This window comes from Chryseobacterium electrogenes, from assembly GCF_053553015.1.
Genome location: NZ_JBNPPB010000002.1, coordinates 2,276,808 through 2,298,587, shown reverse-complemented (window position 1 = coordinate 2,298,587; position 21,780 = coordinate 2,276,808). Strand labels below are relative to the sequence as shown.

20 protein-coding genes are annotated in these 21,780 nt (G+C 35.0%); 9 read left to right on the top strand and 11 right to left on the bottom strand.

Annotated elements, in window-relative coordinates:
• Window positions 1-87: 87 nt before the first annotated feature.
• The 3 genes from ACQQ6V_RS10570 to ACQQ6V_RS10560 are packed head-to-tail and all read left to right on the top strand — an operon-like array spanning window position 88 to window position 1,605.
• Window positions 88-723, top strand: a complete 636-nt coding sequence (locus ACQQ6V_RS10570) for an energy transducer TonB (RefSeq protein WP_448845487.1) — start codon at window positions 88-90, stop codon at window positions 721-723.
• 4 nt (window positions 724-727) lie between these two features.
• Window positions 728-1,138, top strand: a complete 411-nt coding sequence (locus ACQQ6V_RS10565; RefSeq protein WP_448845486.1) for an RrF2 family transcriptional regulator — start codon at window positions 728-730, stop codon at window positions 1,136-1,138.
• Window positions 1,139-1,173: 35 nt separating this feature from the next.
• Entirely contained in the window at window positions 1,174-1,605 is a 432-nt protein-coding gene (locus ACQQ6V_RS10560; protein WP_448845485.1) for a nucleoside deaminase, read from the top strand.
• Between the two features lie 109 nt (window positions 1,606-1,714).
• Here the strand turns inward: ACQQ6V_RS10560 and ACQQ6V_RS10555 are convergent, their stop codons facing one another.
• The 4 genes from ACQQ6V_RS10555 to ACQQ6V_RS10540 form a co-directional block, all read right to left on the bottom strand.
• Entirely contained in the window at window positions 1,715-2,170 is a 456-nt protein-coding gene (locus ACQQ6V_RS10555) for a PIN domain-containing protein (RefSeq protein WP_448845484.1), read from the bottom strand.
• Entirely contained in the window at window positions 2,167-3,099 is a 933-nt protein-coding gene (locus ACQQ6V_RS10550) for a hypothetical protein (protein ID WP_448845483.1), read from the bottom strand. Before ACQQ6V_RS10550 ends, ACQQ6V_RS10555 begins: the two co-directional genes overlap by 4 nt.
• A 293-nt stretch (window positions 3,100-3,392) precedes the next feature.
• Window positions 3,393-4,151, bottom strand: a complete 759-nt coding sequence (locus ACQQ6V_RS10545) for a type III pantothenate kinase (RefSeq protein WP_448845482.1) — start codon at window positions 4,149-4,151, stop codon at window positions 3,393-3,395.
• Window positions 4,152-4,257: 106 nt separating this feature from the next.
• On the bottom strand, window positions 4,258-6,117 hold the full coding sequence (locus tag ACQQ6V_RS10540; RefSeq protein ID WP_448845481.1) for a M1 family metallopeptidase: 1,860 nt from the start codon (window positions 6,115-6,117) through the stop codon (window positions 4,258-4,260).
• Window positions 6,118-6,443: 326 nt separating this feature from the next.
• Here ACQQ6V_RS10540 and ACQQ6V_RS10535 point away from each other — a divergent pair, with 326 nt between their 5' ends.
• Together ACQQ6V_RS10535 and ACQQ6V_RS10530 are read left to right on the top strand one after the other, a co-directional pair.
• Window positions 6,444-6,626 (top strand): hypothetical protein, encoded by a 183-nt coding sequence (locus ACQQ6V_RS10535; RefSeq protein ID WP_448845480.1) that lies wholly within the window; start codon window positions 6,444-6,446, stop codon window positions 6,624-6,626.
• Between the two features lie 359 nt (window positions 6,627-6,985).
• Entirely contained in the window at window positions 6,986-8,116 is a 1,131-nt protein-coding gene (locus ACQQ6V_RS10530) for an endo-1,4-beta-xylanase (RefSeq protein ID WP_448845479.1), read from the top strand.
• A gap of 13 nt (window positions 8,117-8,129) precedes the next feature.
• Here ACQQ6V_RS10530 and ACQQ6V_RS10525 read toward each other — a convergent pair whose 3' ends face one another.
• The 3 genes from ACQQ6V_RS10525 to lepA all read right to left on the bottom strand — a co-directional run bounded on the left by ACQQ6V_RS10525 (window position 8,130) and on the right by lepA (window position 12,285).
• Window positions 8,130-9,842 carry a M14 family zinc carboxypeptidase gene (locus tag ACQQ6V_RS10525; RefSeq protein ID WP_448845478.1) on the bottom strand — a complete coding sequence of 571 codons (1,713 nt, stop codon included), beginning with the start codon at window positions 9,840-9,842 and terminating at the stop codon, window positions 8,130-8,132.
• Between the two features lie 23 nt (window positions 9,843-9,865).
• Window positions 9,866-10,411, bottom strand: a complete 546-nt coding sequence (locus ACQQ6V_RS10520; RefSeq protein WP_448845477.1) for an RNA 2'-phosphotransferase — start codon at window positions 10,409-10,411, stop codon at window positions 9,866-9,868.
• A 77-nt stretch (window positions 10,412-10,488) separates the two neighbouring features.
• Entirely contained in the window at window positions 10,489-12,285 is a 1,797-nt protein-coding gene (lepA, locus tag ACQQ6V_RS10515) for a translation elongation factor 4 (protein WP_448845476.1), read from the bottom strand.
• A gap of 246 nt (window positions 12,286-12,531) precedes the next feature.
• Between lepA and ACQQ6V_RS10510 the strand changes: the two genes are divergently transcribed.
• Window positions 12,532-13,128, top strand: coding sequence for a superoxide dismutase (locus tag ACQQ6V_RS10510; RefSeq protein ID WP_448845475.1), 597 nt, complete (start codon window positions 12,532-12,534; stop codon window positions 13,126-13,128).
• Window positions 13,129-13,251: 123 nt separating this feature from the next.
• On the opposite strand, the gene ACQQ6V_RS10505 is transcribed toward ACQQ6V_RS10510, so the two are convergent.
• A complete protein-coding gene (locus tag ACQQ6V_RS10505; protein ID WP_448845474.1) occupies window positions 13,252-14,451 on the bottom strand; it encodes an endonuclease/exonuclease/phosphatase family protein in 1,200 nt (399 codons plus the stop codon).
• Window positions 14,452-14,672: 221 nt separating this feature from the next.
• On the opposite strand from ACQQ6V_RS10505, the gene ACQQ6V_RS10500 reads away from it, so the two are divergent.
• Together ACQQ6V_RS10500 and ACQQ6V_RS10495 are read left to right on the top strand one after the other, a co-directional pair.
• The gene (locus ACQQ6V_RS10500; protein ID WP_448845473.1) at window positions 14,673-17,528 is read left to right on the top strand and encodes a carboxypeptidase regulatory-like domain-containing protein; all 2,856 of its coding nucleotides are present in this window, start codon (window positions 14,673-14,675) and stop codon (window positions 17,526-17,528) included.
• 18 nt (window positions 17,529-17,546) lie between these two features.
• Entirely contained in the window at window positions 17,547-18,950 is a 1,404-nt protein-coding gene (locus tag ACQQ6V_RS10495) for a DUF5689 domain-containing protein (RefSeq protein WP_448845472.1), read from the top strand.
• Window positions 18,951-19,208: 258 nt separating this feature from the next.
• Here the strand turns inward: ACQQ6V_RS10495 and rnpA are convergent, their stop codons facing one another.
• The 3 genes from rnpA to ACQQ6V_RS10480 are packed head-to-tail and all read right to left on the bottom strand — an operon-like array spanning window position 19,209 to window position 20,941.
• Entirely contained in the window at window positions 19,209-19,589 is a 381-nt protein-coding gene (gene rnpA, locus ACQQ6V_RS10490) for a ribonuclease P protein component (RefSeq protein ID WP_448845471.1), read from the bottom strand.
• A 4-nt stretch (window positions 19,590-19,593) separates the two neighbouring features.
• Window positions 19,594-20,319 (bottom strand): tRNA threonylcarbamoyladenosine dehydratase, encoded by a 726-nt coding sequence (locus tag ACQQ6V_RS10485; RefSeq protein ID WP_448845470.1) that lies wholly within the window; start codon window positions 20,317-20,319, stop codon window positions 19,594-19,596.
• Complete coding sequence (locus ACQQ6V_RS10480; RefSeq protein WP_448845469.1) at window positions 20,312-20,941, bottom strand: TatD family hydrolase; 630 nt, start codon at window positions 20,939-20,941, stop codon at window positions 20,312-20,314. Before ACQQ6V_RS10480 ends, ACQQ6V_RS10485 begins: the two co-directional genes overlap by 8 nt.
• A gap of 71 nt (window positions 20,942-21,012) precedes the next feature.
• Between ACQQ6V_RS10480 and ACQQ6V_RS10475 the strand changes: the two genes are divergently transcribed.
• Window positions 21,013-21,642 carry a TetR/AcrR family transcriptional regulator gene (locus ACQQ6V_RS10475; RefSeq protein WP_448845468.1) on the top strand — a complete coding sequence of 210 codons (630 nt, stop codon included), beginning with the start codon at window positions 21,013-21,015 and terminating at the stop codon, window positions 21,640-21,642.
• The last annotated feature ends 138 nt before the right edge of the window (window positions 21,643-21,780 follow it).

Here is a 21,780-nt window from a genome sequence, read left to right as displayed (position 1 = left end):
TTAGAAATAACATACTAAATCTTTTAAGTTTTCCACAAAATGATTTTCGGTTTTTTTTAAGTATTTTTACATTTGTATTTTGATGTAATGAGCAATAAGTTACTTTATTTGTTAATTTTTCTATCTTTTGTAGGGTTATCTGCACAAGCTAATTTGGAGTTTCGGGGAGTTAAGACTAAATTTGATACACATCGTAATCTTCTTAATAAAGAATTTGATAAAATTCTAAAAGAAACTAAAGATCCTATTAGAAAAAGTGCCGTAGAGTCTCAGAAAATATTATTTCAGAAAAAATTAGATAGTATAGAAAATACCGTTTTTTTAGCGACTTTAGTAAAGGTAAAAACCTCAGAAGATCTATCTAAAATCATCCCAAAAGAAAATGGAATAAATAATGCAATGCTTGCTAATGTAAAGAAAACGGGCGAGAAATCTGCCGAGTATCCAGGAGGTTTTAATCAACTAAGGCAACAAGTCTCAGAGATTCTTTATACAGAAAATATTATAGCCGAGAGCTCCAATATTTTGAAAACTCAAGTCGTTTTTATTGTAGAGCGAGATGGTAGTATTTCTTCTGTAAAAGCAGAAGGAGATAATGATACCTTTAATCGTCAAGCAATTATTGCGATGTATCTTATTAGGGATAAATTTTCTCCAGCTTTTATAAATGATATTCCTGTAAGAAGCCATTATAAAATGCCTTTAACATTAAATTTCAAATAAAATAATGCTTTCTAAAAGAGTAAAATACGCAATAAAAACTTTATTGTTTCTGGATAATATGTTACCAGATCAGCTTTATTCTGCAAAGAAAATTTCGGAGAGCGAGAGAATTCCGTTGAAGTTTTTGGAGCAGATTCTTAGAGAGCTTAAGCAGCATAAAATCCTAAAAAGCGAACGTGGTGCAGAAGGAGGCTATACTTTTCTTAAGAAACCCGAAGATATTAAAATTATAGATATCATAAGGATTGTAGATGGTCCTATCGCCATGTTGCCTTGTGCGTCTATTAACTTTTATGAACCGTGTGCAGATTGCATAGACGAGGCGACTTGCAGTATTAGGAAGCTTCTCGTTAGAGTAAGGGATGAGATGCTACCGATATTAGACACAAGTATTGCAGAGCTTAAAAATAAATAAAAAGTTTTTTTTCTTGCTTCTAAACAACACAAAACATGTTTACAGACGATTATTTTATGAAAATGGCTTATCAAGAAGCCGAAGCGGCAATGGAGCGTGATGAAGTCCCAATAGGCTGTATTATTGTATCTAATAATAGAATTATTGCCAAGGCGCATAACTTAACGGAAGCGCTTAATGACGTTACTGCTCATGCAGAAATGCAGGCTATTACTTCTGCTGCTAATTTCTTGGGCGGAAAGTATTTGCAAAATTGTACACTTTATGTAACGTTAGAACCATGTGTAATGTGCGCGGGCGCATTGAGCTGGTCACAGATATCTAAAGTAGTAATTGGTGCGCGAGATGAGCAACGCGGTTACATTAACAAAGGCCTTTCTCTTCATCCAAAAACGGAAGTTGTTACTGGTATTATGGAGCAACAATGTTCGGCGATTGTTAAAGATTTTTTTAAGAGTAAACGCTAACAAAGAAGCCTTTTGTATGATAATCAATCCCGTATAAACGGACTTTAAATTTTTAATGTTTTTATGAAGTTGAAGGTTGTGAAAGGCTTAGCTGGGTTGTGTAATCATCCTATTTTATATTTATTACATGAATAAGTTTGTCATTTAGATGCGTAAAATCACCATCACATGTAATTAATGGACAATCTAAAACTAATGAAGTTGCAGCGATCCACAAATCATTTTTTCCCATGTTTTTTGCTGAGCCGTTAAGTTTTTCACCATTTTTATCAAATGACTTACCTTGTGAATATGAGTCTATTGATACATATGCATTAATTAATTCAGAATCAGAACTATTTATATCTATACAAGTTGTTGAGTTAATGAAATCGTCTAATACTTTCGTTTTTGATGTTCCCCAACCCAACTTTATTTTAATAGAGTTTAACTCTGCTTTAGTAACAACAGAAATAACTAAAACTGGACTTTTAATTGAATCTATTTCTTGGATGATTTTTTCACCTAAATAATTTCCTCTCAATATATGTAATATTGAACATGTGTCTAAAACTATATAATTCATAATTTTAGACTATCTATTAAATTACTAAATTCGTCGTCGTTTTCTTCACCTGGCCATTGACCCAATAACTCAGAAATTGAATTGGTTAATTTACGCTTTTCGACACTAAACATTAATTGTTGATTAGTGCTATGTGTAGAAGGTTTTTTATTAAAATATTTATCTCTAGATTTATATTTATCGAATGATAAAATATCAACAAAATTTATACCTCCATTTGCTTTATAATGAGCAATTCCATGAATTGTCAAATCATGCCCCATAAATTCCTTAATATTTGAAATTATTTCGGAATTATTAGTGTAGATGTAAACTATTCCATCGTTTGTTTCTAATCCTAATCTACCTTTAGAAACTTTCATCTCGTCTAATTTCCCACTTATGATAACTCTTTGTGGATTAGGAATACTGTCTTCAAGTTTAATAATTCTTTGAAAATCTTCGTGTTTTATTTCAATTTCTGGAATTGAACCACGATTTGATAATAAGAATATTTCATCCTTATTTATGAAGTTTTTTTTGAACTTCAGCAAAGATTTTAACAATGGTTTATCTAATTCTATTCCTGATGATTCATCATTTAATGCTTGTCTAAATGAATCAATTACTAAAGCCATAGGTGTCATTGATAACAAAGGTTCTTTATCATCAAATACATCAAGTTGTAAAGTTTTGATAGTTTCAGAAAATTTTGAGCATTCTAGTGTCAGCTTTGTTCCTTCAGTTGCACTACCAGTAATTTTCTCTAAATTAATCTTCAACGCATCTTTAATATTTTTTGATGGATTAATTTCGCTAAAACCTTTAAACCTAAACATAAGTGATTTAGTAGCAATATCTTTTGTTGATTTTGCTAAAAGAGATAAACGATCAAATTCTATTTTCCCATTATCTTCTTCGTTGCCTATTATGTTTATGTCATAGTTCATTTGGTAAAACTACTAATTATTTTGATACGATGCTTTTTAGGATGGAATATATATATATATAATTTTGCGATATCACAGATTTGGCATATCCAGTTGTAGGCTTTCCTACAAATTTAGTTCTTGGAAATATTCTAGCCTAGCCGATGCTTTTCTGTGGAAACACAAATATAAAAAATGTTTGAAATAAAAGCCATCGCTGGATTAAAAAGTAAAATATTTTGTGAATTGCTAATAGATTTTTTTAAAGTAAAAAGATAAAAAAATGCTTCCTTTTTGGGGAAGCATTTTGTGTATTATTGATCTTTGCCAAGATAGTATAATCCCTTCAAAGTATGTAATCTGTCTGCAATATGGATTTTGTCAGTCAATGGTTTGTAGACATGACTTACGCCTCCTGTGGCAATCACAAAACAATCATCGTTAACCTCATCATTAATACGATCTATAAAGCCTTCTACCATACCTAGAAAACCATAAACCATTCCGCTTTGCATGCAGCTTACGGTATCTAAACCAAGTACGGATTTTGGTTTTTTCAGTTCTATTTCTGGGAGTTGCGCTGTCTGATTAATTAGAGAATTAAGAGAGGTTACAATGCCTGGAGCGATAATTACACCTAGTGACTCACCAGTTTCTGAGATGCAACTTGCTGTTAATGCTGTCCCAAAATCAAAGATTATTTTCTTTTTGTCAGGATACATTATATGAGCAGCCACCATATTGGCATAGATGTCTGTGCCACGTTGCTTTGACTTAGCTTCTACGCTAGACGGTGTACTACCATTAACCAATATGGCTTTCTTGAGGTGGATTTTTTCTATAGCACTAACAACATCACTCGTTAATTGAGGCACAACAGATCCTATGATGATTTTGTCTATATTTTCCGGGCTTATTTTGTATGTCTGATAGAGCATCATAAACTGTACATACAGCTCATCTCTTGTGCGATAAGGTTTGGTGTTAATAACCCAAGAAATATCGCAGTTATCATCGTCAAATAAGCCGAAACGGATATTAGTGTTACCGATATTAATTACAATTGAATTCATTTTATTATTTATCAATGATGAAATGTAGCAATTTATCTATTTTTGAAATACCAACTGAAAACTATTGTTTCAAATTGATACATTTTTAGATGTTGATAATTTTATATTATTTTACTTCTAGGTAATTATCTTCTGGGTTAACGTCTGCTAAACGATGACTGAAATCTATACCCAAAGCCGAAATTTGATCTTTATTATAAGGAATTGTAAAGCTATATTCTTGCTGTGTCCATGGCCAATATGGGAGATTGTTGATAGGGCCGTAGATGTCAGCAGTTTTCCAAGTATGGGTAAGGCTAAGCGGAATGTTATAGTTAATAACCTTCTTATCTTTAGTCAAAATACTGAAATCAATAGGCATCGGCACGCCACCTTTGTTAACCAAAGTAATGGTTGTGGACGTCGTGTCATATTTTACGTTTTTGATACCATAATCAATGGTTTTGGTAGTGTTAATCCAGTAATGTAAAAACCACTTAAGATCCATGCCAGATATCTGTTGTGCAATATGTAAGAAATCTCTTTCTGTAGAATGTTTCATCGCCCAATCATCATAATAACGGAGCATAACTTTTTTAAGGTTGTCTTCGCCAATAATGTAGCCCAATTGTACCAAGAAAAGTTCTCCTTTTACATACGAAGCAAAAGAATAAGCGGTACCGTTGTCATGGTGATCTGCTAACCAAACGGCAGGTTCTTCTTTTCCGGTTTTGGTAAAGCTAGCATATCTGGAGATAGATCCTACAAAAGGATTAGGCTGAGCTTCTTTTGGCGGAAATAATTGGTACATCACATAACTTTCAGCATAACTTGTAAAACCTTCATCCATCCAAGGTCTAACGCTTTCGTTGGTCGCAAACATCTGCTGGAACCAAGAGTGAGCACCTTCGTGTACCATTAATCCCATTAATCCTTCTAGAGAACTTGCTTCTCCTAAGATCATGGTAGTCATCCCATATTCCATACCGCCATCACCACCTTGTACAAAAGAGTATGAAGGCCACTTGTAACGCCCAAATTTAGAATTCATAATTTGAAAAAATTGCGTTAGGTAAGGCTTGGTCTCTGCCCAGAATTTAGTTTTTTCTGATTTTTGATAGACCAAATAGACTTTAGGACCATCTAAAATTGGGAAACTCTCTACCGAATAATCTCGGTCTGCTGCCCAAGCAAAATCCAAGATATTTTTGGCTGTCCATTTCCAAGTAACTTTATTATCGGCATCAGCTTTTATGGTAGGGTTATCGGTGTAACCTTTTACATCATTTAGGTTTTCTAAAGTTCCGCCTGCACCAATCACATAATCTTTATCTATTTTTATGTTGATATCGTAATCAGAAAATGGAGCATGAAATTCTCTTCCTATGTAATCAAAAGTTGCCCAACCATCATAATCATATTCGGCGATTTTAGGATACCATTGCGTCATGGTCATGTCTACGCCTTCTCTGTTGTTACGTCCAGCTCTACGGATTTGCATCGGAATGTTGGCGTCCCAAGCCATGCTAAAGGTAACGTTAGATTTTGGTTTTATCTTTTCGGTAAGATAGACTTTCATAATCGTCCCTTGGATCTCGAATTTCAGGTCTTTGCCATTCATTTTTATCCAATGGATATTTTGGTGGCCTTCTTCTTCGGTAGGGATAGATGCTAGTCTGCTTACTGCACCATTGGTTGTTTTTGCGGACAATCTACCATCTGCATTAATACCTTGTCCTGCTACGCGCTGATCCATCATAGATCCAGCTTTAAAGGCGTTCCAATACAAATGAAAATAGACAACATCCAACTCATCCGGTGAGTTATTAGTGTATTGCAAAGTCTGTTGACCTTTGTAGGTGAAGTTAACAGCATCGACATCAATATCCATTTTATACTTGGCATATTGTTGATAATAAGCATCTTTCTGCGCTGTTAATAGAAGAGAACAAAGAATGAATAATAAAGAAAAATTCAGTTTTTTCATAGGTTGACTTTTTGGGCGTGTCCCTTCGCTCGGTAACATCCGCCGCTCGCTGCGCTCGCACTTCTGTTCCTCGCTCGGGTCGCTACGTCCGCTTCAATCTTTTTTACAATGCCATAGAGCTTCGCGCCATGTGTTGTAAAAAAGGATTTCCGCTCACATCGCTCACGCGAGAGTTAGCTTTGATTCAAATTTTCTCAAAAATACTAAGTTTTTATGGATTAGCAAGTAGGAAAGGTCTTGATTACACAAAACTACAAGCGTAGAAATGTTTACAGAATAATCGTTGTATTGATTTTTTTATTAAATTGCTTATTAATTTCCGTCAAATGAAAGTTATAGCATTCTTATCGGTTTTACTTCTGTTGCCTTCTTGTACAACAAGATCTTTTTATGAAACACAGAAATCTGAGATTCAGAATAACGTCGATGTTTTAGTAAAAAAACAAAGTGAAAGTACGCCAACAATCGATTACTATAATAACTGGGGAAAACCGAATGGTCAGAAATAATATTTAATTAGATATACAGCCATCGCAGCCCGACTTGAGAGAAAAGATTGACTTCGTCGAACCACTTTGTTAGGTTTGGGAGCAGAAGGCGGATAAGTCTGCACAATTAATTTTATTATTAAGACTTACCATAAATTTCGACAATTAAAATCAATTCAAGTTCAACTTTAACAGACTTCAACTCAAAAATTAATTAGTTGATTAGGATGATTTTTGGAACTTTGAAAATATTCGATAAATTTTCATGCAACTTCAACAGGTTGTTTATCAGTAAGATTAACTATTTAGCTCAATGAAATAAATGTCCATTTTACGTTTATTTTATTTTTCTATATTTAGATAAATCAATCTCTGAGTTTATGAAACAATGCCTTATCATATTTAGTGTTTTAATTTCCTCCGTTAGTTTTTCTCAGAATGTGAAGTTCAAAGATGCGTATTCCAAAGCGTTTCTAATCGGAACGGCGGTGAATGACGACATCGTGACTGGGAAAGATAAAAAACAACAAGATATTGTCCTTCAGCATTTCAACACCATAACGCCGGAAAACTGTATGAAAGCCGAAGTAGTGAATCCTCTTCCCGGGAAATTCGATTTTTCGCAGGCGGATGCTTTTGTTGAGTTTGGTTTGAAGAATAAAATGTTTATCGTTGGTCATACTTTGGTCTGGAAAAATCAAACGCCTGACTGGTTTTTTAAAAATGAAGATGGAACTCAAAAAACCAAAGAGCAAACCAAAGAGCGTCTGCACGAGCATATAAAACTCGTAGCAAGTCGATACGCAGGGAAAATACAAGCTTGGGATGTTGTGAATGAAGTGATTGATGATGATGGCAGCTACCGAAACGAAGGCTGGGTAAAAGGTGTAGGTGACGGCGATGAACTGATGAGATTGTCTTTCCAATACGCCGCGAAATATGCTCCCAATACAGAATTATATTACAACGACTTCAACGCATGGCGTCCAGAAAAGGTGAAAGGAATAGTCCGAATGGTAAAAATGTTGCAGGCTGCCGGAATCCGAATTGATGGCATCGGAATCCAAGGTCATTGGGGATTGGATTATCCGAAAAATCAATACATAGAAGATGCCATCGACGCTTACGCTGCCTGCGGAATCAAAGTGATGATTACGGAAATTGACGTGGATGTTTTGCCCGTAACAAAGGAAGGTCAAATCATCGGTCAGGCTTTTACGCACAAACAGTTTCAGAATGAGGAATTTAAAACTTTTCTTGACCCTTACATCAATGGACTTCCAAAAGATGTGGATGAGCAATTAGCCAATCGATATGCGGAATTGTTCCGGATTTTCTACAAAAAAAGAGATAAACTGGACCGCGTTACTACATGGGGAATGAAGGACGAAATGTCCTGGAAAAACGATTACCCAATCCCTGGCAGAACCAATTATCCGCTGCTTTGGGACAGAAATGGAAATCCGAAAAAAGCGTTGCAAAAAGTGATTGAAGTCCCGACTGCGAAATAAAATTATTTTAGATTTAATTAATTCTGAATATTGGATATAGCCGATGCGTTTTTTCGTAGTATTCCGAGTGTTTATAAACCCAATCCAATTGTGCTTGTCCGTCTTCTGCAAATTTTGGATCGATGGCTATTTCCATTTCGAAAGCGGTTTTCAAAGCCTTGTTGTCTTTCAGAAGTTTGGCGGCTGTATCTTCGAAAACATAAGCTGAATAATATTCTTTCTGACCCAAAATCGCATCGAAGAAATTCCAGTTGAAATATGAATCTACAGCTTCGGGCTCCAAAGTTTCTAAAAGAAATTTAACACCATCTTGATCTAGCGGCACTAGAAAATCGCCCGCCCGGAACTTCATTTTGCCAGAATCTTTGGTCACAAATGTGTCGTAATGCAGATAATGACCTTCGTAAGGATTCGGAACGGTTTTGAAATCTTTGATTCGGTATTGTTCCACCGCAATTGTAGAATCCTGTTTAATTGGAATCATTTTGATTTGGTTAAGTTTCAGCAAATCAATCACTTTCCATTCATGTTGTGGGATGACATAATATTTCGGAATCGTGATTTCTTTTGTCGGAACGTACGTATTGTAGAATTTTATAGGCTTTGAAAACTTAAAGTTTCTGTCATACCAAAGTCTGGTTTTTCCGGAAACCTCGCTTGGTTTATATTTCGCTTCAAAACCTTTAAAATCAATCGTTTCATATTTTGTAGAATCGAGTTTCCACGCCAAAGCGTATTGGTTTCCTACTTTGTACTGGTTCAGATTTTCGGCTCTTTTCTGCTGAATAGTTTTGTAATTTTCATCGATATAATTTAGGTTATCAACCATATAATCGTAAGTCACTTTCACACGGTCTTTGTACGGCTTCAGCATATGCGTTTCCACAACAGTTCCGATGGCATTGAACAAAGTTGTGTAGCCAGTCGCATATCTTGGAGAGTCCATGAAAGCTGGGAAACCGCCGTCCGGAACGTCGCCATGAATATTGACATAAGGAACAGAAATCACGCCTTTTTTTGCCATATTTCTAAGAAGCGCTTTCTGCATTTCGTCGTTAAAATAATTGCCGAGAACATTTCCCAACCGTTCTTTATTCGTTGAAATATAAGTGAAAGTGTATTGATAATCTGCGCCGTTGCTCACATGATTATCTATGAAGACATCAGGTTTCAACCACTGAAAAATCTGCTGAAAACTTCTGGAATTTTTTGAATCTGTTTTGATGAAATCTCTGTTCAAATCGTAATTTCTCGCATTGCCCCGAAAACCATATTCTTCAGGGCCATTTTGGTTGGCTCTGGAAAAACTTCCTCGGTTCATCATTCCGCTGATGTTGTAACTTGCAATGGCTGTGAAAATTACATTTTTTTGTGTTTTAACTTTTCCCGTTGCTAAATTTCGCATCAACATCATTGTTGCATCGATTCCGTCTGGTTCGCCTGGATGAATGCCGTTATTAACAAATAAAATAGCTTTTCCTTTTCTCGCATCTTCGAAACTCTGTTTTGTCGGGTTGAAAATCACAACATCGATTGGAGCGCCGTTGTCATCTTCGCCTTTCGTTTCATAACTAATTGATGGATATTGTTTTGCTAAATCCTGATAGAATTTTCGCATCTCTTCAAACGTTGTGGTTTGATTGGCATTGCCTTTTTCGAAAGGGGTTTGGATTTGGGAGTGGGCGAAGGTGGAAATGAGGATGAAGAGAATGGAGAGGTTTTTCATTTTTATTAAAGCAAAGAACAAATCTACAATTTTGAAACATATTTAGCCTCGACAAAATCCGTCAGCCAAACATTATTTTCTGAAAGGTAAAACATAATTCCGTCTTCGAACATTTTCCCAGTTTGGATGATGAGAATAATCGGTTTTCCGTGGCGCATTCCGACTTTGGTTGCTGTTTCTTTGTCTTGGCTTAAGTGAACGTGTTGTCTGTTTCTTTTTTCAATTCCTTTTTTTAAAATAGACTCGACATTGTTTTGAGCAGTTCCGTGGTAAAGAAATTCTGGCGGTTGTTGTGGTTTCAAAGCCAAATCTACAGCAATCGAATGTCCTTGATTGGCTCTGATTTTCGATTTATCTTCATTGAAAATGAAACGTTTTTTATCGTTAGTTTCTACAATTTCATTCAATTCTTCTACTGTAAAATCTACATTATGTTTGGAACATTTTGCTTTTAATTCATCAACATTTGCCCAACCATTCTCATCCAAAGTTAAATCAATGGTTTCTGGTTGGTGTCGAAGAATCAGGCTTAGGAATTTGCTGATTTTTTTCTTTTGTGGTTCGGTCATTTACTTTTATTTTTCACTAATATAAAAAATCCACAGAAAAATTCCGTGGATTATATTTATAAAAATTGAATTAAATTTTAATCGTTAAGTTTCAAAACAGCCATAAACGCTGACTGCGGAACTTCTACTCTACCAATTTGTTTCATCTTTTTCTTACCTTCTTTTTGCTTCTCAAGAAGTTTACGTTTTCTGGAAATATCACCACCGTAACATTTGGCGGTAACGTCTTTTCTCAAAGCTTTGATGGTTTCTCTGGCGATAACTTTCGCCCCCAAAGCCGCCTGAACAGCGATATCAAATTGTTGTCTCGGGATCAGTTCACGTAACTTTTCACACATTCTTTTACCAATGTAAAAAGCGTTAGAGTCATGAATTAATGAAGATAAAGCATCCACCATATCACCATTGATCAAAATATCCATTTTTACCAACTTCGATGCACGCATGCCGATTGGCGAATAATCGAACGAAGCGTAACCTTTAGAAATAGATTTCAGACGGTCATAAAAATCGAAAACAACTTCTGCCAATGGCATGTTGAAAGTTAATTCTACTCTGTCTGCTGTCAAATAACTTTGGTTGACGATTTCTCCTCTTTTCTCTATACAAAGTGTCATTACCCCACCTACGAAATCAGATTTTGTAATGATCGTTGCTTTAATATAAGGCTCTTCAACTCTGTCAAGTAGATTGGGATCAATCATTTCTGACGGGTTGTTAATTAGTATTGGAGTGTCTGGTTCTTTTTTAGAATAACCATTGTAAGATACGTTGGGAACTGTTGTGATAACATCCATATTGAATTCTCTATCCAAACGTTCTTGTACGATTTCCATGTGAAGCATTCCTAAGAATCCGCAACGGAAACCGAAACCTAATGCAGCAGAACTTTCTGGCTCAAATACCAAAGAAGCATCATTAAGTCTAAGCTTTTCTAATGAGAATCTTAATTCTTCAAAATCCTCAGATTCTATTGGGTAAATCCCTGCAAAAACCATTGGTTTCACTTCTTCGAAACCATCGATAGCGGCAGCGGCAGGATTCACGAAAGAGGTAATGGTGTCACCAACTTTTACTTCGCGAGCATCTTTGATCCCAGAAATAATGTAGCCTACATCACCACATTCTATTTTCTTTTTAGGAACTTGTTTTAATTTTAAAGTTCCAACTTCGTCAGCACCATATTCTTTACCTGTGGCAAAGAATTTAATTTTTTCGTTTTTAGAAATGCTACCATTTACTACTTTGAAATAAGCTTCAATTCCTCTAAATGGATTATAAACAGAATCAAAGATCAATGCTTGAAGCGGTGCTTCAGGATCTCCAACAGGAGCTGGCACTCTTGCAACAATCTGCTCTAACAAGTCGTGAACACCTTCACCTGTTTTACCAGAAACTCTAAGGACATCTTCGTACTTACAGCCTAAAAGTCCCATAATTTCATCGGTAACTTCTTCTGGATTGGCAGATGGAAGATCGATCTTATTAAGAATAGGAATAATTTCTAAATCGTTTTCTAATGCTAAATATAAGTTACTAATTGTCTGTGCTTGGATACTTTGTGCAGCATCTACAATTAATAATGCACCTTCGCAAGCTGCGATAGAACGAGAGACTTCGTAAGAGAAATCTACGTGTCCTGGGGTGTCAATTAAGTTAAGAATGTATTTTTCACCATTCAACTCATAATCCATTTGGATCGCGTGAGACTTGATGGTAATACCACGTTCTTTTTCTAAGTCCATGTCATCCAAAGTCTGAGATTGTAGCTCTCTTTGGGTAACAGTATTGGTATATTCTAAAAGACGATCTGCTAATGTACTTTTACCGTGATCGATATGTGCAATGATGCAGAAGTTTCTTATGTTTTTCATGTATAATTCTTGTAATTTGCAAAAATACATTTTTTTTGTGAAGTTGTTGTTTTTATGGAATGGCTAAATTGAAAAACTGTTTAACTGTAACTTTAGGCATTATTGAATTGTCAAATAACCAAATCATCGCAATTCATTATAACAATGTTAAAGATTTATAAAATTATAGGCTTGATGCTAGGCTTGGACTAATAATTGATTAAATTTGGTAACACAAAACGATTACTAACGTAAAAATAAATAGTTATGTCATTTGAATTACCAAAGTTAGCTTACGCTTACGACGCATTGGAGCCTACTATTGATGCAAAAACAATGGAGATCCATCATTCTAAACATCATCAAGCTTATGTAGATAACTTGAATAATGCTATCAAAGGAACTGAATTAGAAGGAAAATCTATCGAAGAAATTTGTGAAGTAGGTACGGATAAGCCAGCAGTTAGAAATAATGGCGGAGGACATTTTAACCATACTTTATTTTGGGAGATTTTAACACCAGGAGGAAGTAAAGAGCCTGTAGGAAATGTAAAGGCAGAAATCGAAAAAATCGGTGGATTTGAGAAATTTAAAGAAGATTTTTCTAATGCTGCTAAGACTAGATTTGGCTCAGGTTGGGCTTGGTTGGTGAAAAATTCTGATGGTTCTGTAGTTGTTTCTTCTACGCCTAATCAAGATAATCCATTAATGCCAGTTGCAGATGTAAAGGGTACACCAGTTCTTGGATTGGACGTTTGGGAGCATGCCTACTATCTTAATTATCAGAATAGAAGACCTGATTATGTAGGTTCTTTCTTTGATGTAATTAATTGGGATAAAGTAGAAGAACTTTACAATAAATAATACAATCTCTATTATTATAAAAGCGCCGATTAGTACTCTTGCTAATCGGCGCTTTGTTTTTTTAGGCAAAAAAAATTGTGTCAAGATTATCTTGACACAATTTTTATATTTTATAAATCCTAATTAAGGTTCTTTTTGTAAAATAACAAATGCTGGGAAGTGGTCGCTATAACCACCAGTGAATTTGTCCCCATTCCAAGAACGGAAAGGATAACCTTTGTAATTACCTTCTTTGGTAACAAGATAGCCTGGTGCATACACTTCAGTTTTAAAAACAGTATAATCTTTTCTAAGCTCGTTGCTTGGTGCATAAAGATTGCTAGATACAATAATCTGATCAAACAAGTTAGGAGCATCTTGATAAGCTAATGATGCAATACCTTTTTTGTAAAGAGGATACATTAAGTTAAGATATGGTGTACTTTCTGAAAGATCTTTCGGAGAAGCAGCGGCTTTTAATGTATTTCTAAGACTAGAGCTTACAGGGTCATCGTTAAAATCTCCCATTGCAATTAGTTTTGTGCTTGGATCCATTGCGCGGATACTGTCCATTTGTTGTTTTAATACAGCAGCAGCAGCATTACGTTTTGGAAGAGAAGCAGCTTCTCCACCTCTTCTAGATGGCCAGTGGTTAAGGAATAATGCAACTTTCTCATTGTCTAACATTCCTGTTAATACTAAGATATCTCTACTATATTCTCTCTTACCTCCGTCTCCAAAAATAACAATCTCCTTCTTAAGAGAGTTGGTTGGAGTAAATCTTCTTTTCTGATAGATAAAAGCCACGTCTACACCACGGTAGTCATAAGAGTTGTAATGCACAACACCATAATCATACTTTGCTAAAGATGGCTGCTTTACTAGATCTTGTACAACCTGACGGTTTTCTACTTCTAATAAACCTACAATAACTGGAGCAGTACCTGTTACAGATGCGCCTAATTCTGAGATTACTTTAGCTTGATTGGTTAATTTTGCATTATAGATTTTATGATCATAATTTTTTGAACTTTTAGGCGTAAATTCTTCTGAACTACCTTGGTATTTTACAACTCTTTTTCCTTTAAGAGCATCGTCATTCCAGATTCCTTTGTAGTCTTCGTCTACCATAAGATATTTGATAGAGTCAATAGGAATGCTTCTATGGAAAGCTGGATTTGATTTATCCTTAGTTCCATCTATATAATCTGCTGATTGTATAGTATCGAAAAGGTTTTCGACATTCATAAGGCCTAAGGTCGCTACTTTACGCATTTGTCCTTTTTGCTGAGAAAAGACCATGCATCCTACTGCTAAGGCAAAAAAGCTTAAATATTTTTTCATGAAATAAAGTTATTTAACAATTATGGGACGACAAATGTAATTCTTTTAAAATTATTGACGAAAAAAACTGTGTTTTATATGATTAGATAAATGTAAATTAAAATTAAAACAGAAAATTATGTTAAAGAGTTCTTAATTTATTTTTTTTAAGTACATTTGTGCCCCTTGCATTATAACGCATTGACAGTAAGATTAAAAAGAGATTAAAATAGTTTAAACTTATGATTAAAAAGTTATCATTAGTCTCCTTATTTACGCTACTTCCAGCATCATTTTATTTTGCGCAGACCACTGTGTTTGCGTATCTTAAGGATGCAGATGGCAAGCCCATCGAGAGAGCGAGTGTAGATCTAAAAGGAGAAGGAAATGATGTAACGGCAGACAAAATTGGGTATTTCCAGTTTGTAGATCTTAAGCCGGGTCATTATCAGATTGTAGTAACAAAATCAAATTTCGAAACCAAAGTGTTAGAATTTGACGTTGCAACTGAAAAGAAAAAGGATTTGGGTGTTATTACCCTATATTCTAATTTAACTGGTGCAGACCAGGGGCTTGCAATTATTGACAATTCAGGCGATGAAGAAAACTCTAGTCAGAGTTCTACAGTAGGCTTATTGCAATCTTCGCAAGATGTTTTCAGCAGAATTGCAAGTTTTGATCTAGGTTTTTACTGGTTCCGTCCAAGAGGTATCGATGGAAGAACTGGTGATACAATGCTTAACGGCGTTTCTATGGTTAAAGCTGATAATGGTAATGTAGATTTCTCCAACTGGGGTGGTCTTAACGAAATTACACGTTATCCAGAGATTGCAAGCAACCACTCTCCATCAGAATACGCTTTCGGTGGTGCAAGTTCTGTTATCTACAAAAATACTAATGCTAGCGAGTATCGTAAAGGTTTCCAAGCGACTTACTCTTTGACTAATCGTAATTATCGTAATAGAGCATCTTTAAGATATACCTCTGGAATGTCTAAAAGCGGTTGGGCTATTACAGCTATGGCAGCAAGACGTTGGGCACAAGAAGGTATCCAAGAAGGTACTTTTTATGATGCTTGGGGAGGCTATTTAGGTATTGAGAAGAAATTATCTGATAATCACACAATTACTTTTAATGCTATTGGTGCGCCTTACAGAAGATCTACGGCAAGTCCAAGTACACAAGAGGTTTTTGACCTTAGAGGAGTACATTATAACTCATATTGGGGATGGCAAGATGGTAGAAAACGTAGCGAAAGAGTTCGTGAAGGTTTCCAGCCAATATTGCAATTGAACGATATTTGGAAAATCAATAAAAAATCTACTTTACAGACAAGTTTATCTTATCAATTCGGGAAAGATAAAAGTGCAAGATTAGATTGGCAGAATGTAACTAACCCGTCACCTACTTATTATAGAAGATTACCAAGTTACTTTATGGGACAGATAGAAGCAACACTTCTTAAAGATCCTACTTATGATGTATCTAACTTAAGAGATGCTTATAATACTTCTAGAGAATTGTGGGCTAATGGAGATCCTAGCGTAACACAGCTTAACTGGGACGCTCTGTACAGAGCTAACATGGGGCAAGCGCCAACAACTCAATATGGTGTAACGGGTAAGAGAGCTTTGTTCTATCAAGTTAATGATATTAGCGATGATAAAATCTGGAATGCTGCTACACATTACACTTACAACTTTGATGATAGAACGAAATTTATCATGAACCTTTCTTATCAGAACTATAGATCAGAACTTTACAGAGAATTGAAAGATCTTTTAGGTGCTGATTTTGCTTGGAACAGAGATCCTTTTGCAGGGACTAATCAGCCCGGGAAATCAGGCTTATTTAATGAAGGTGAAGAAAATGTTGCTAAAAGAGTAGGCGATAGAATAGGGTATAACTTTATCTTTAGAAGACAAGAGGTTAAAGTTAATCCAGGATTGAAATTCTCAACAGGGAAATTCGATGCGTTTGTATCGGCTTTTGCAGGATATAGTACTTCTAATAGAGAAGGCATATTTAAGCATTATTTATACCAAGATTCTGCTGGTAAGAGTGGAGATAAGAACTTCTGGAACTTTGGTATGAAGGGTCAGTTAGTTTATAAAATTGACGGTAGAAACTTCCTTGTTTATAATGGAGCATATTTCTCTCAAGCACCTTTCTTAGAGGATTTATACATCAATCCAAGGCTTAACGCATCTATAGCACCTAACATTAAGAATACAATTGTTAATGCTAATGATCTTAGTTACGTGATGTCTACGCCATTCCTTAAGTTAAGAGCTACTGCTTACCTAATTGATACACAAAATGAAACTAATGTTCAGCGATTTTTTGCTGATGGATTATCTTTCAGTGAAGAAGATTCTAGCAAGCCTATCCAAAGTGCTTTTGTAACGCAAGTTATGTCTAACGTGGAGAAGCGAAATATGGGTGTAGAATTAGGTCTTGATTATAAAATCTTACCAACATTATCATTACAAGGTCTAGCAAGTTTAGGACAATATACTTATAAAAATGATCCTAATATTTACTTTGCTTCAGATGTTGTTGGAGAATTTGCTAATGGTAAGCCGTATACTAATTTTGGTAAAGCTAATTTAACAAATTATAAATTAGGAGGTACGCCACAACGTGCATTCTCATTAGGATTCCGTTATAGCTCACCTAAGTATTGGTGGTTAGGCGCTAACTGGAATTATCTAGATCAAAACTTCATAGATCCATCGGCTATCCTAAGATCAGAGAATTTTGTACAAAACGGAAATACACATACGCCGCATGCTAATGTTACGCCAGAAGAGCTTAGAAAATTGATGGCTCCTACACAATTACCTTCATCATTTTTCTTGAATGCTAATGTTGGTAAATCTTGGATTGTTGGTAAGTATTATGTACTAATATCTGGATCTATTAATAATATCTTAGATAATACAAAATATATTACAGGAGGTTTTGAACAAAGTAGAAACATTAAGTATGAAGGCTTTGTTGAAGATAACCAGACAAGAAGTCAAAGCCAGTTTGGGCCTAAATATTGGCACACACAAGGACGTTCATATTTTGTAAATTTACAAGTGAGATTCTAATCTACAAAAACAACTACAATGAAAATTAATACATATTTTAAAACAGTAATTTTTTCTGTTGCGATAGCAACAACCATTACTTCATGTGTGAAAAACGATGACTGGGAAACTCCACCAATCGTTTGTAATAATAGGTTTGATGCGCCTACAATTAGCATGGCTGATTTTGCAAAATTAGCACCAGCTACAGGAACTTATAAGATCCCAGCTGATGGCGCTGCAGTTATTATTGATGCTTACATAGTGTCTTCTGATGAGGCAGGTAACTTCTATAAAACTATTTCTATCCAAGATAAGCCAGAAAACCCAACTGTTGGTCTTTCTATAGAAATTGATAAAGGATCTAACTATGTAGATTTCCCTGCAGGATCACATGTTAGACTTAAGCTAAACGGATTAGTATTAGGATGGGACAGAGGAACTAGAAAAATTGGTTCTGTAGATCCTCAATATGCAATTGGACGTATCCCAAGTATTTTGTTCCCAAGATACATCGCTGGTGTATGTAATGGTAACGGGATGGAGATTGTCAAGCTTGTTCCTACAAAAGTGAACAATCTTACTGATGCTAAAAATGAAAAGTATCTTAATACATTGGTAACTGTTCCTAATGTTCAGTTTTCTAATGATGAGGTTACACCAACTCCAAAAGCATTTGTTGATTATATCGCAGGTGTAGGACAAGATTCAGATAGAGGAATTGTAAGTAAAGCTGGAGGAACTGCTGTTCTTAGAAGCTCAGGATTCTCTACATATGGTTCTCAATTATTGCCAACGAAGAGTGGTGATTTAACCTTTGTGGTAAGCCGTTACAATGCAAACTTCCAGATGTATATCAGAAATCTTAGCGATATCAATTTCACTCAAGATCGTTTCACGACAGGTGGCGGGACTAATCCAGGTACTGGGACAGAAGCTGCTAACCTATTCTTTAAAGGTTCTGATTTTGAAAACTGGAATACATTCTTAGCCTCTCTTAACAGATTTGGATTAACAGCAGGATTAGCCGTGCAGAGTCCAGGCAATGGTAAAGATGGGTCTAACTCGTTCTACTTAAACGGAACACCTTCTACTAATGCCTTTGTATTCACAACGACCGCTGAGGCTTCTACAATTCCTGCCGCGCCTAAGAAGATCACTTTCTGGGTAAAAGGTAGTGCAGGCAAGTCTTTATCCATGAACTTAGAGACGACAGATGGTCGTATATTCTTTAACTTAGGGAATTTCGGAGATAATGATGTAACATTAGCACCACAAGAAAACAACCAATATTTAGGTGTTGTTGATACTAAAGGTCAATGGAAATTAGTAACTCTAGACCTTACAGGAAAAACACTTAAAACTACTGGAGATTTATTTGCTATCAAAGCAGGATCTAATACAAAATTTGATTTGCATATTGACAATATCAAGATTGAATAATAATCTTCTTATAAATAACTCCTGACAATCCTTTAGATTGAAAGGCAATAATAAAAAAGCCAAAGCAAATATATTTTTGCTTTGGCTTTTTTATTATAATTTTTTGATCAAAAAACAAAAAGAGAATAAGTGAAATCAGTATTAATTTTAACCTCTTGAAATTATAAATAATTCTAAGTTAGAATACCATTTTCACAGTGTTAGTTAACCCTATTTATAAAGAAAATAATTGTATTATCTAATCACTAAAGGATCAACTTATTTCTTTTTTGAAGAAGATTTAAGAAGGCAAATATCTTTGAAAAAAATCTCCACCTCGTTATAATGAGTGGGGATGTTTTTAGAAACCCAAAAGAGCATATTATGAGTGTTGCTGCCAAAAGCTTCTACAAAAAGAGCCTTGTTAAGGCGATAAGCTTCGCGGAGTAATCTTTTTATTCTATTGCGATGTACAGCTTTTTTAAAGAATTTTTTAGACACAGAAACGCCAACTTTTGGATAAAGTGATTCGGTATCTTCGGTTTTAATAGAAATAATTCGGAGAGAACCACAAGTCATCCATTTGCCTTTAGCAAAAAGCAAATCGAGGTCTTTTTTTTGTTTTAATTTTTCTGTTTTTGGAAACCCGAATTCTTTCATTTGTTTATTTTCTTCCAGTTAAGCTGTTAATCACTTCTGCAGCAGCATATAGACCAAATAATGCAGGAATAAAGCTTATCGTACCGTAGAAGGATTTTTTAAAGTTGGTACCGTCCGTTAGTTTTAGGCTTTTTTCGTCTTGTATTTCTGTAGAAAACACACATCTGAAGCCTTTGGTTATGCTTTCTTTTTTTAGTCTTTTTCGGACTTGTTTTGCCAATAAGCAATTGTTGGTTTTGCTAATATCGCGCACTATAACTTTACTTGGGTCTGTCTTGCCACCTGCGCCCATTGCAGAGATTACTTTTATCTTGTTACGACGGCAGGTTTTTATCAAAGTTAACTTTGGAGTGAGTGAGTCTATGCAATCCAAAACGTAATCAAATTTCTCAGAAAGGATAACTTCTTCCATGCGTTCTGGACTTAGAAATTCATTCATTTTAACCAGATTTAATCTAGGGTTGATGTCCAATAATCTTGCAGCAACTAGCTCTACTTTGTGCTGTCCAATGGTAGAATACAGCGCGGGAAGTTGTCTGTTAATATTGGTAATATCTACAATGTCGCCATCTACGATATGCATATTTCCTACACCTGCTCTTGCCAAAAATTCTGCTGCAAAAGATCCAACGCCACCTAATCCTATGACTAATATCCGAGCGTTAGATAATTTTTCTAAACCATCGTGTTTCAATAAAAGTTCGGTGCGTTCTAACCAGATGTCAGTCATTTTTTTGGATTTCAGTTAAGTTAATTTTTATCTGTTGAGCTAAGTTTTCGATAGAAATATTCTTGATTACAGAAGCCCGATTATAAAGGTCTTCTATATTAAAATTTCTATCGTCTGTTTCTAAAAAGATCTTATCAATCGGAAAATCTTTAAAAACAGTTTGCAAAGATAAGTTATCTAGTAAAGATTTTCCAAAACTTAAATAAAAACCTGCATCTTGCACGCTATCTGCAATGCTTTTCTTTTTGTTAAATCCATGGATGATCATCGGGACTTTGGCAATTTTTTTATATCTAATCATGTCTGAGAAACGTCTTACACAATGGATGATTAATGGTTTTTTAATTTCATTAGCCCATTTTATCTGCTGTACAAAAATGTCACTTTGCGCTTTCTCAGAGATATTAATCAATCCATCTAATCCGCATTCTCCAATGGCTACGCATAATGGATTTTGAGATGCAGATATGAGCCAATCCATAGCTTCTTTTGGTTGAGTTAAAACATCTTGCGGATGTATCCCAACAGAAAAAGGATATGGAGGTGCTGTCTCTAACAACTTTAAATTATAAATGCCGTTTTCTACATGAGAATGGTGATGATGAAAATCAAAAAATTGCATTGTCAAAGATAATCTAAACTCTCTTTTTAATTAAAAATAAAAAGCTAATTTTACTCCATGAAAATGTGGTTATGAAGAAAAAGTTTTCAGATAAACAAATCCAGATCTTAGACGTTGCCGAAGAACTGATTGCTTTAAAAGGTTTTGACGGTACTTCTGTACGAGAAATATGTGCCAAAGCTAAGATTAATGTGGCTATGATTTCTTATTACTTTGGATCCAAAGAAAAGATGATGTCTTATCTTTATCAATATCGTGTGCAGAGAACCAAGGAGAGCTTTTCAGAGTTTGCACAGACTATTAATGAAGGTAGAGCAGAAATGCAGATGAAGGCTATTATTAATTATATAGTAGGATTATTATTTCAATATAACTATTTTCATGGCTTTGTGACGCAAGAAATACGGGCAACGGATAGCGTAAAAGAAGATTTGTTAGAGTTCTATCAGATCTGTGTAACAAGAATAGACGAAATTATAAAAAAAGGCATTGTAAGCGGTGTTTTTCATCATGCTCCAAAATCTGAAGATGTGCTAACTAATATCCTAGGATCTACGATTTTTGTAATTAGAAATCGTAATTTTTATGAATTATATCTGCCAGGCACTAGCGATAGTCAATACTTAAGTAATGCAGAAAAAAAGGTAAAATCTAACCTTTTACATAGTATTTTTGCATTGTTAGGATATGATGCAGATTAATAATTCTTCGGGGTTTGTCTTTTGAAATCCATTTATAACACAACCAAAATAGATAAAAACGTTAATATTATCATAAAATAAATGCGGTTGCTAAAAAAGTTTTATTTTTGCAAATCGCAAGGACAGACTTATGGCTCT

Coding starts and splice junctions, on each gene's coding strand:
- ACQQ6V_RS10570 (WP_448845487.1), top strand. CDS start 88: ATGAGCAATAAGTTACTTTATTTGTTAATTTTTCTATCTTTTGTAGGG.
- ACQQ6V_RS10565 (WP_448845486.1), top strand. CDS start 728: ATGCTTTCTAAAAGAGTAAAATACGCAATAAAAACTTTATTGTTTCTG.
- ACQQ6V_RS10560 (WP_448845485.1), top strand. CDS start 1,174: ATGTTTACAGACGATTATTTTATGAAAATGGCTTATCAAGAAGCCGAA.
- ACQQ6V_RS10555 (WP_448845484.1), bottom strand. CDS start 2,170: ATGAATTATATAGTTTTAGACACATGTTCAATATTACATATATTGAGA.
- ACQQ6V_RS10550 (WP_448845483.1), bottom strand. CDS start 3,099: ATGAACTATGACATAAACATAATAGGCAACGAAGAAGATAATGGGAAA.
- ACQQ6V_RS10545 (WP_448845482.1), bottom strand. CDS start 4,151: ATGAATTCAATTGTAATTAATATCGGTAACACTAATATCCGTTTCGGC.
- ACQQ6V_RS10540 (WP_448845481.1), bottom strand. CDS start 6,117: ATGAAAAAACTGAATTTTTCTTTATTATTCATTCTTTGTTCTCTTCTA.
- ACQQ6V_RS10535 (WP_448845480.1), top strand. CDS start 6,444: ATGAAAGTTATAGCATTCTTATCGGTTTTACTTCTGTTGCCTTCTTGT.
- ACQQ6V_RS10530 (WP_448845479.1), top strand. CDS start 6,986: ATGAAACAATGCCTTATCATATTTAGTGTTTTAATTTCCTCCGTTAGT.
- ACQQ6V_RS10525 (WP_448845478.1), bottom strand. CDS start 9,842: ATGAAAAACCTCTCCATTCTCTTCATCCTCATTTCCACCTTCGCCCAC.
- ACQQ6V_RS10520 (WP_448845477.1), bottom strand. CDS start 10,411: ATGACCGAACCACAAAAGAAAAAAATCAGCAAATTCCTAAGCCTGATT.
- lepA (WP_448845476.1), bottom strand. CDS start 12,285: ATGAAAAACATAAGAAACTTCTGCATCATTGCACATATCGATCACGGT.
- ACQQ6V_RS10510 (WP_448845475.1), top strand. CDS start 12,532: ATGTCATTTGAATTACCAAAGTTAGCTTACGCTTACGACGCATTGGAG.
- ACQQ6V_RS10505 (WP_448845474.1), bottom strand. CDS start 14,451: ATGAAAAAATATTTAAGCTTTTTTGCCTTAGCAGTAGGATGCATGGTC.
- ACQQ6V_RS10500 (WP_448845473.1), top strand. CDS start 14,673: ATGATTAAAAAGTTATCATTAGTCTCCTTATTTACGCTACTTCCAGCA.
- ACQQ6V_RS10495 (WP_448845472.1), top strand. CDS start 17,547: ATGAAAATTAATACATATTTTAAAACAGTAATTTTTTCTGTTGCGATA.
- rnpA (WP_448845471.1), bottom strand. CDS start 19,589: ATGAAAGAATTCGGGTTTCCAAAAACAGAAAAATTAAAACAAAAAAAA.
- ACQQ6V_RS10485 (WP_448845470.1), bottom strand. CDS start 20,319: ATGACTGACATCTGGTTAGAACGCACCGAACTTTTATTGAAACACGAT.
- ACQQ6V_RS10480 (WP_448845469.1), bottom strand. CDS start 20,941: ATGCAATTTTTTGATTTTCATCATCACCATTCTCATGTAGAAAACGGC.
- ACQQ6V_RS10475 (WP_448845468.1), top strand. CDS start 21,013: ATGAAGAAAAAGTTTTCAGATAAACAAATCCAGATCTTAGACGTTGCC.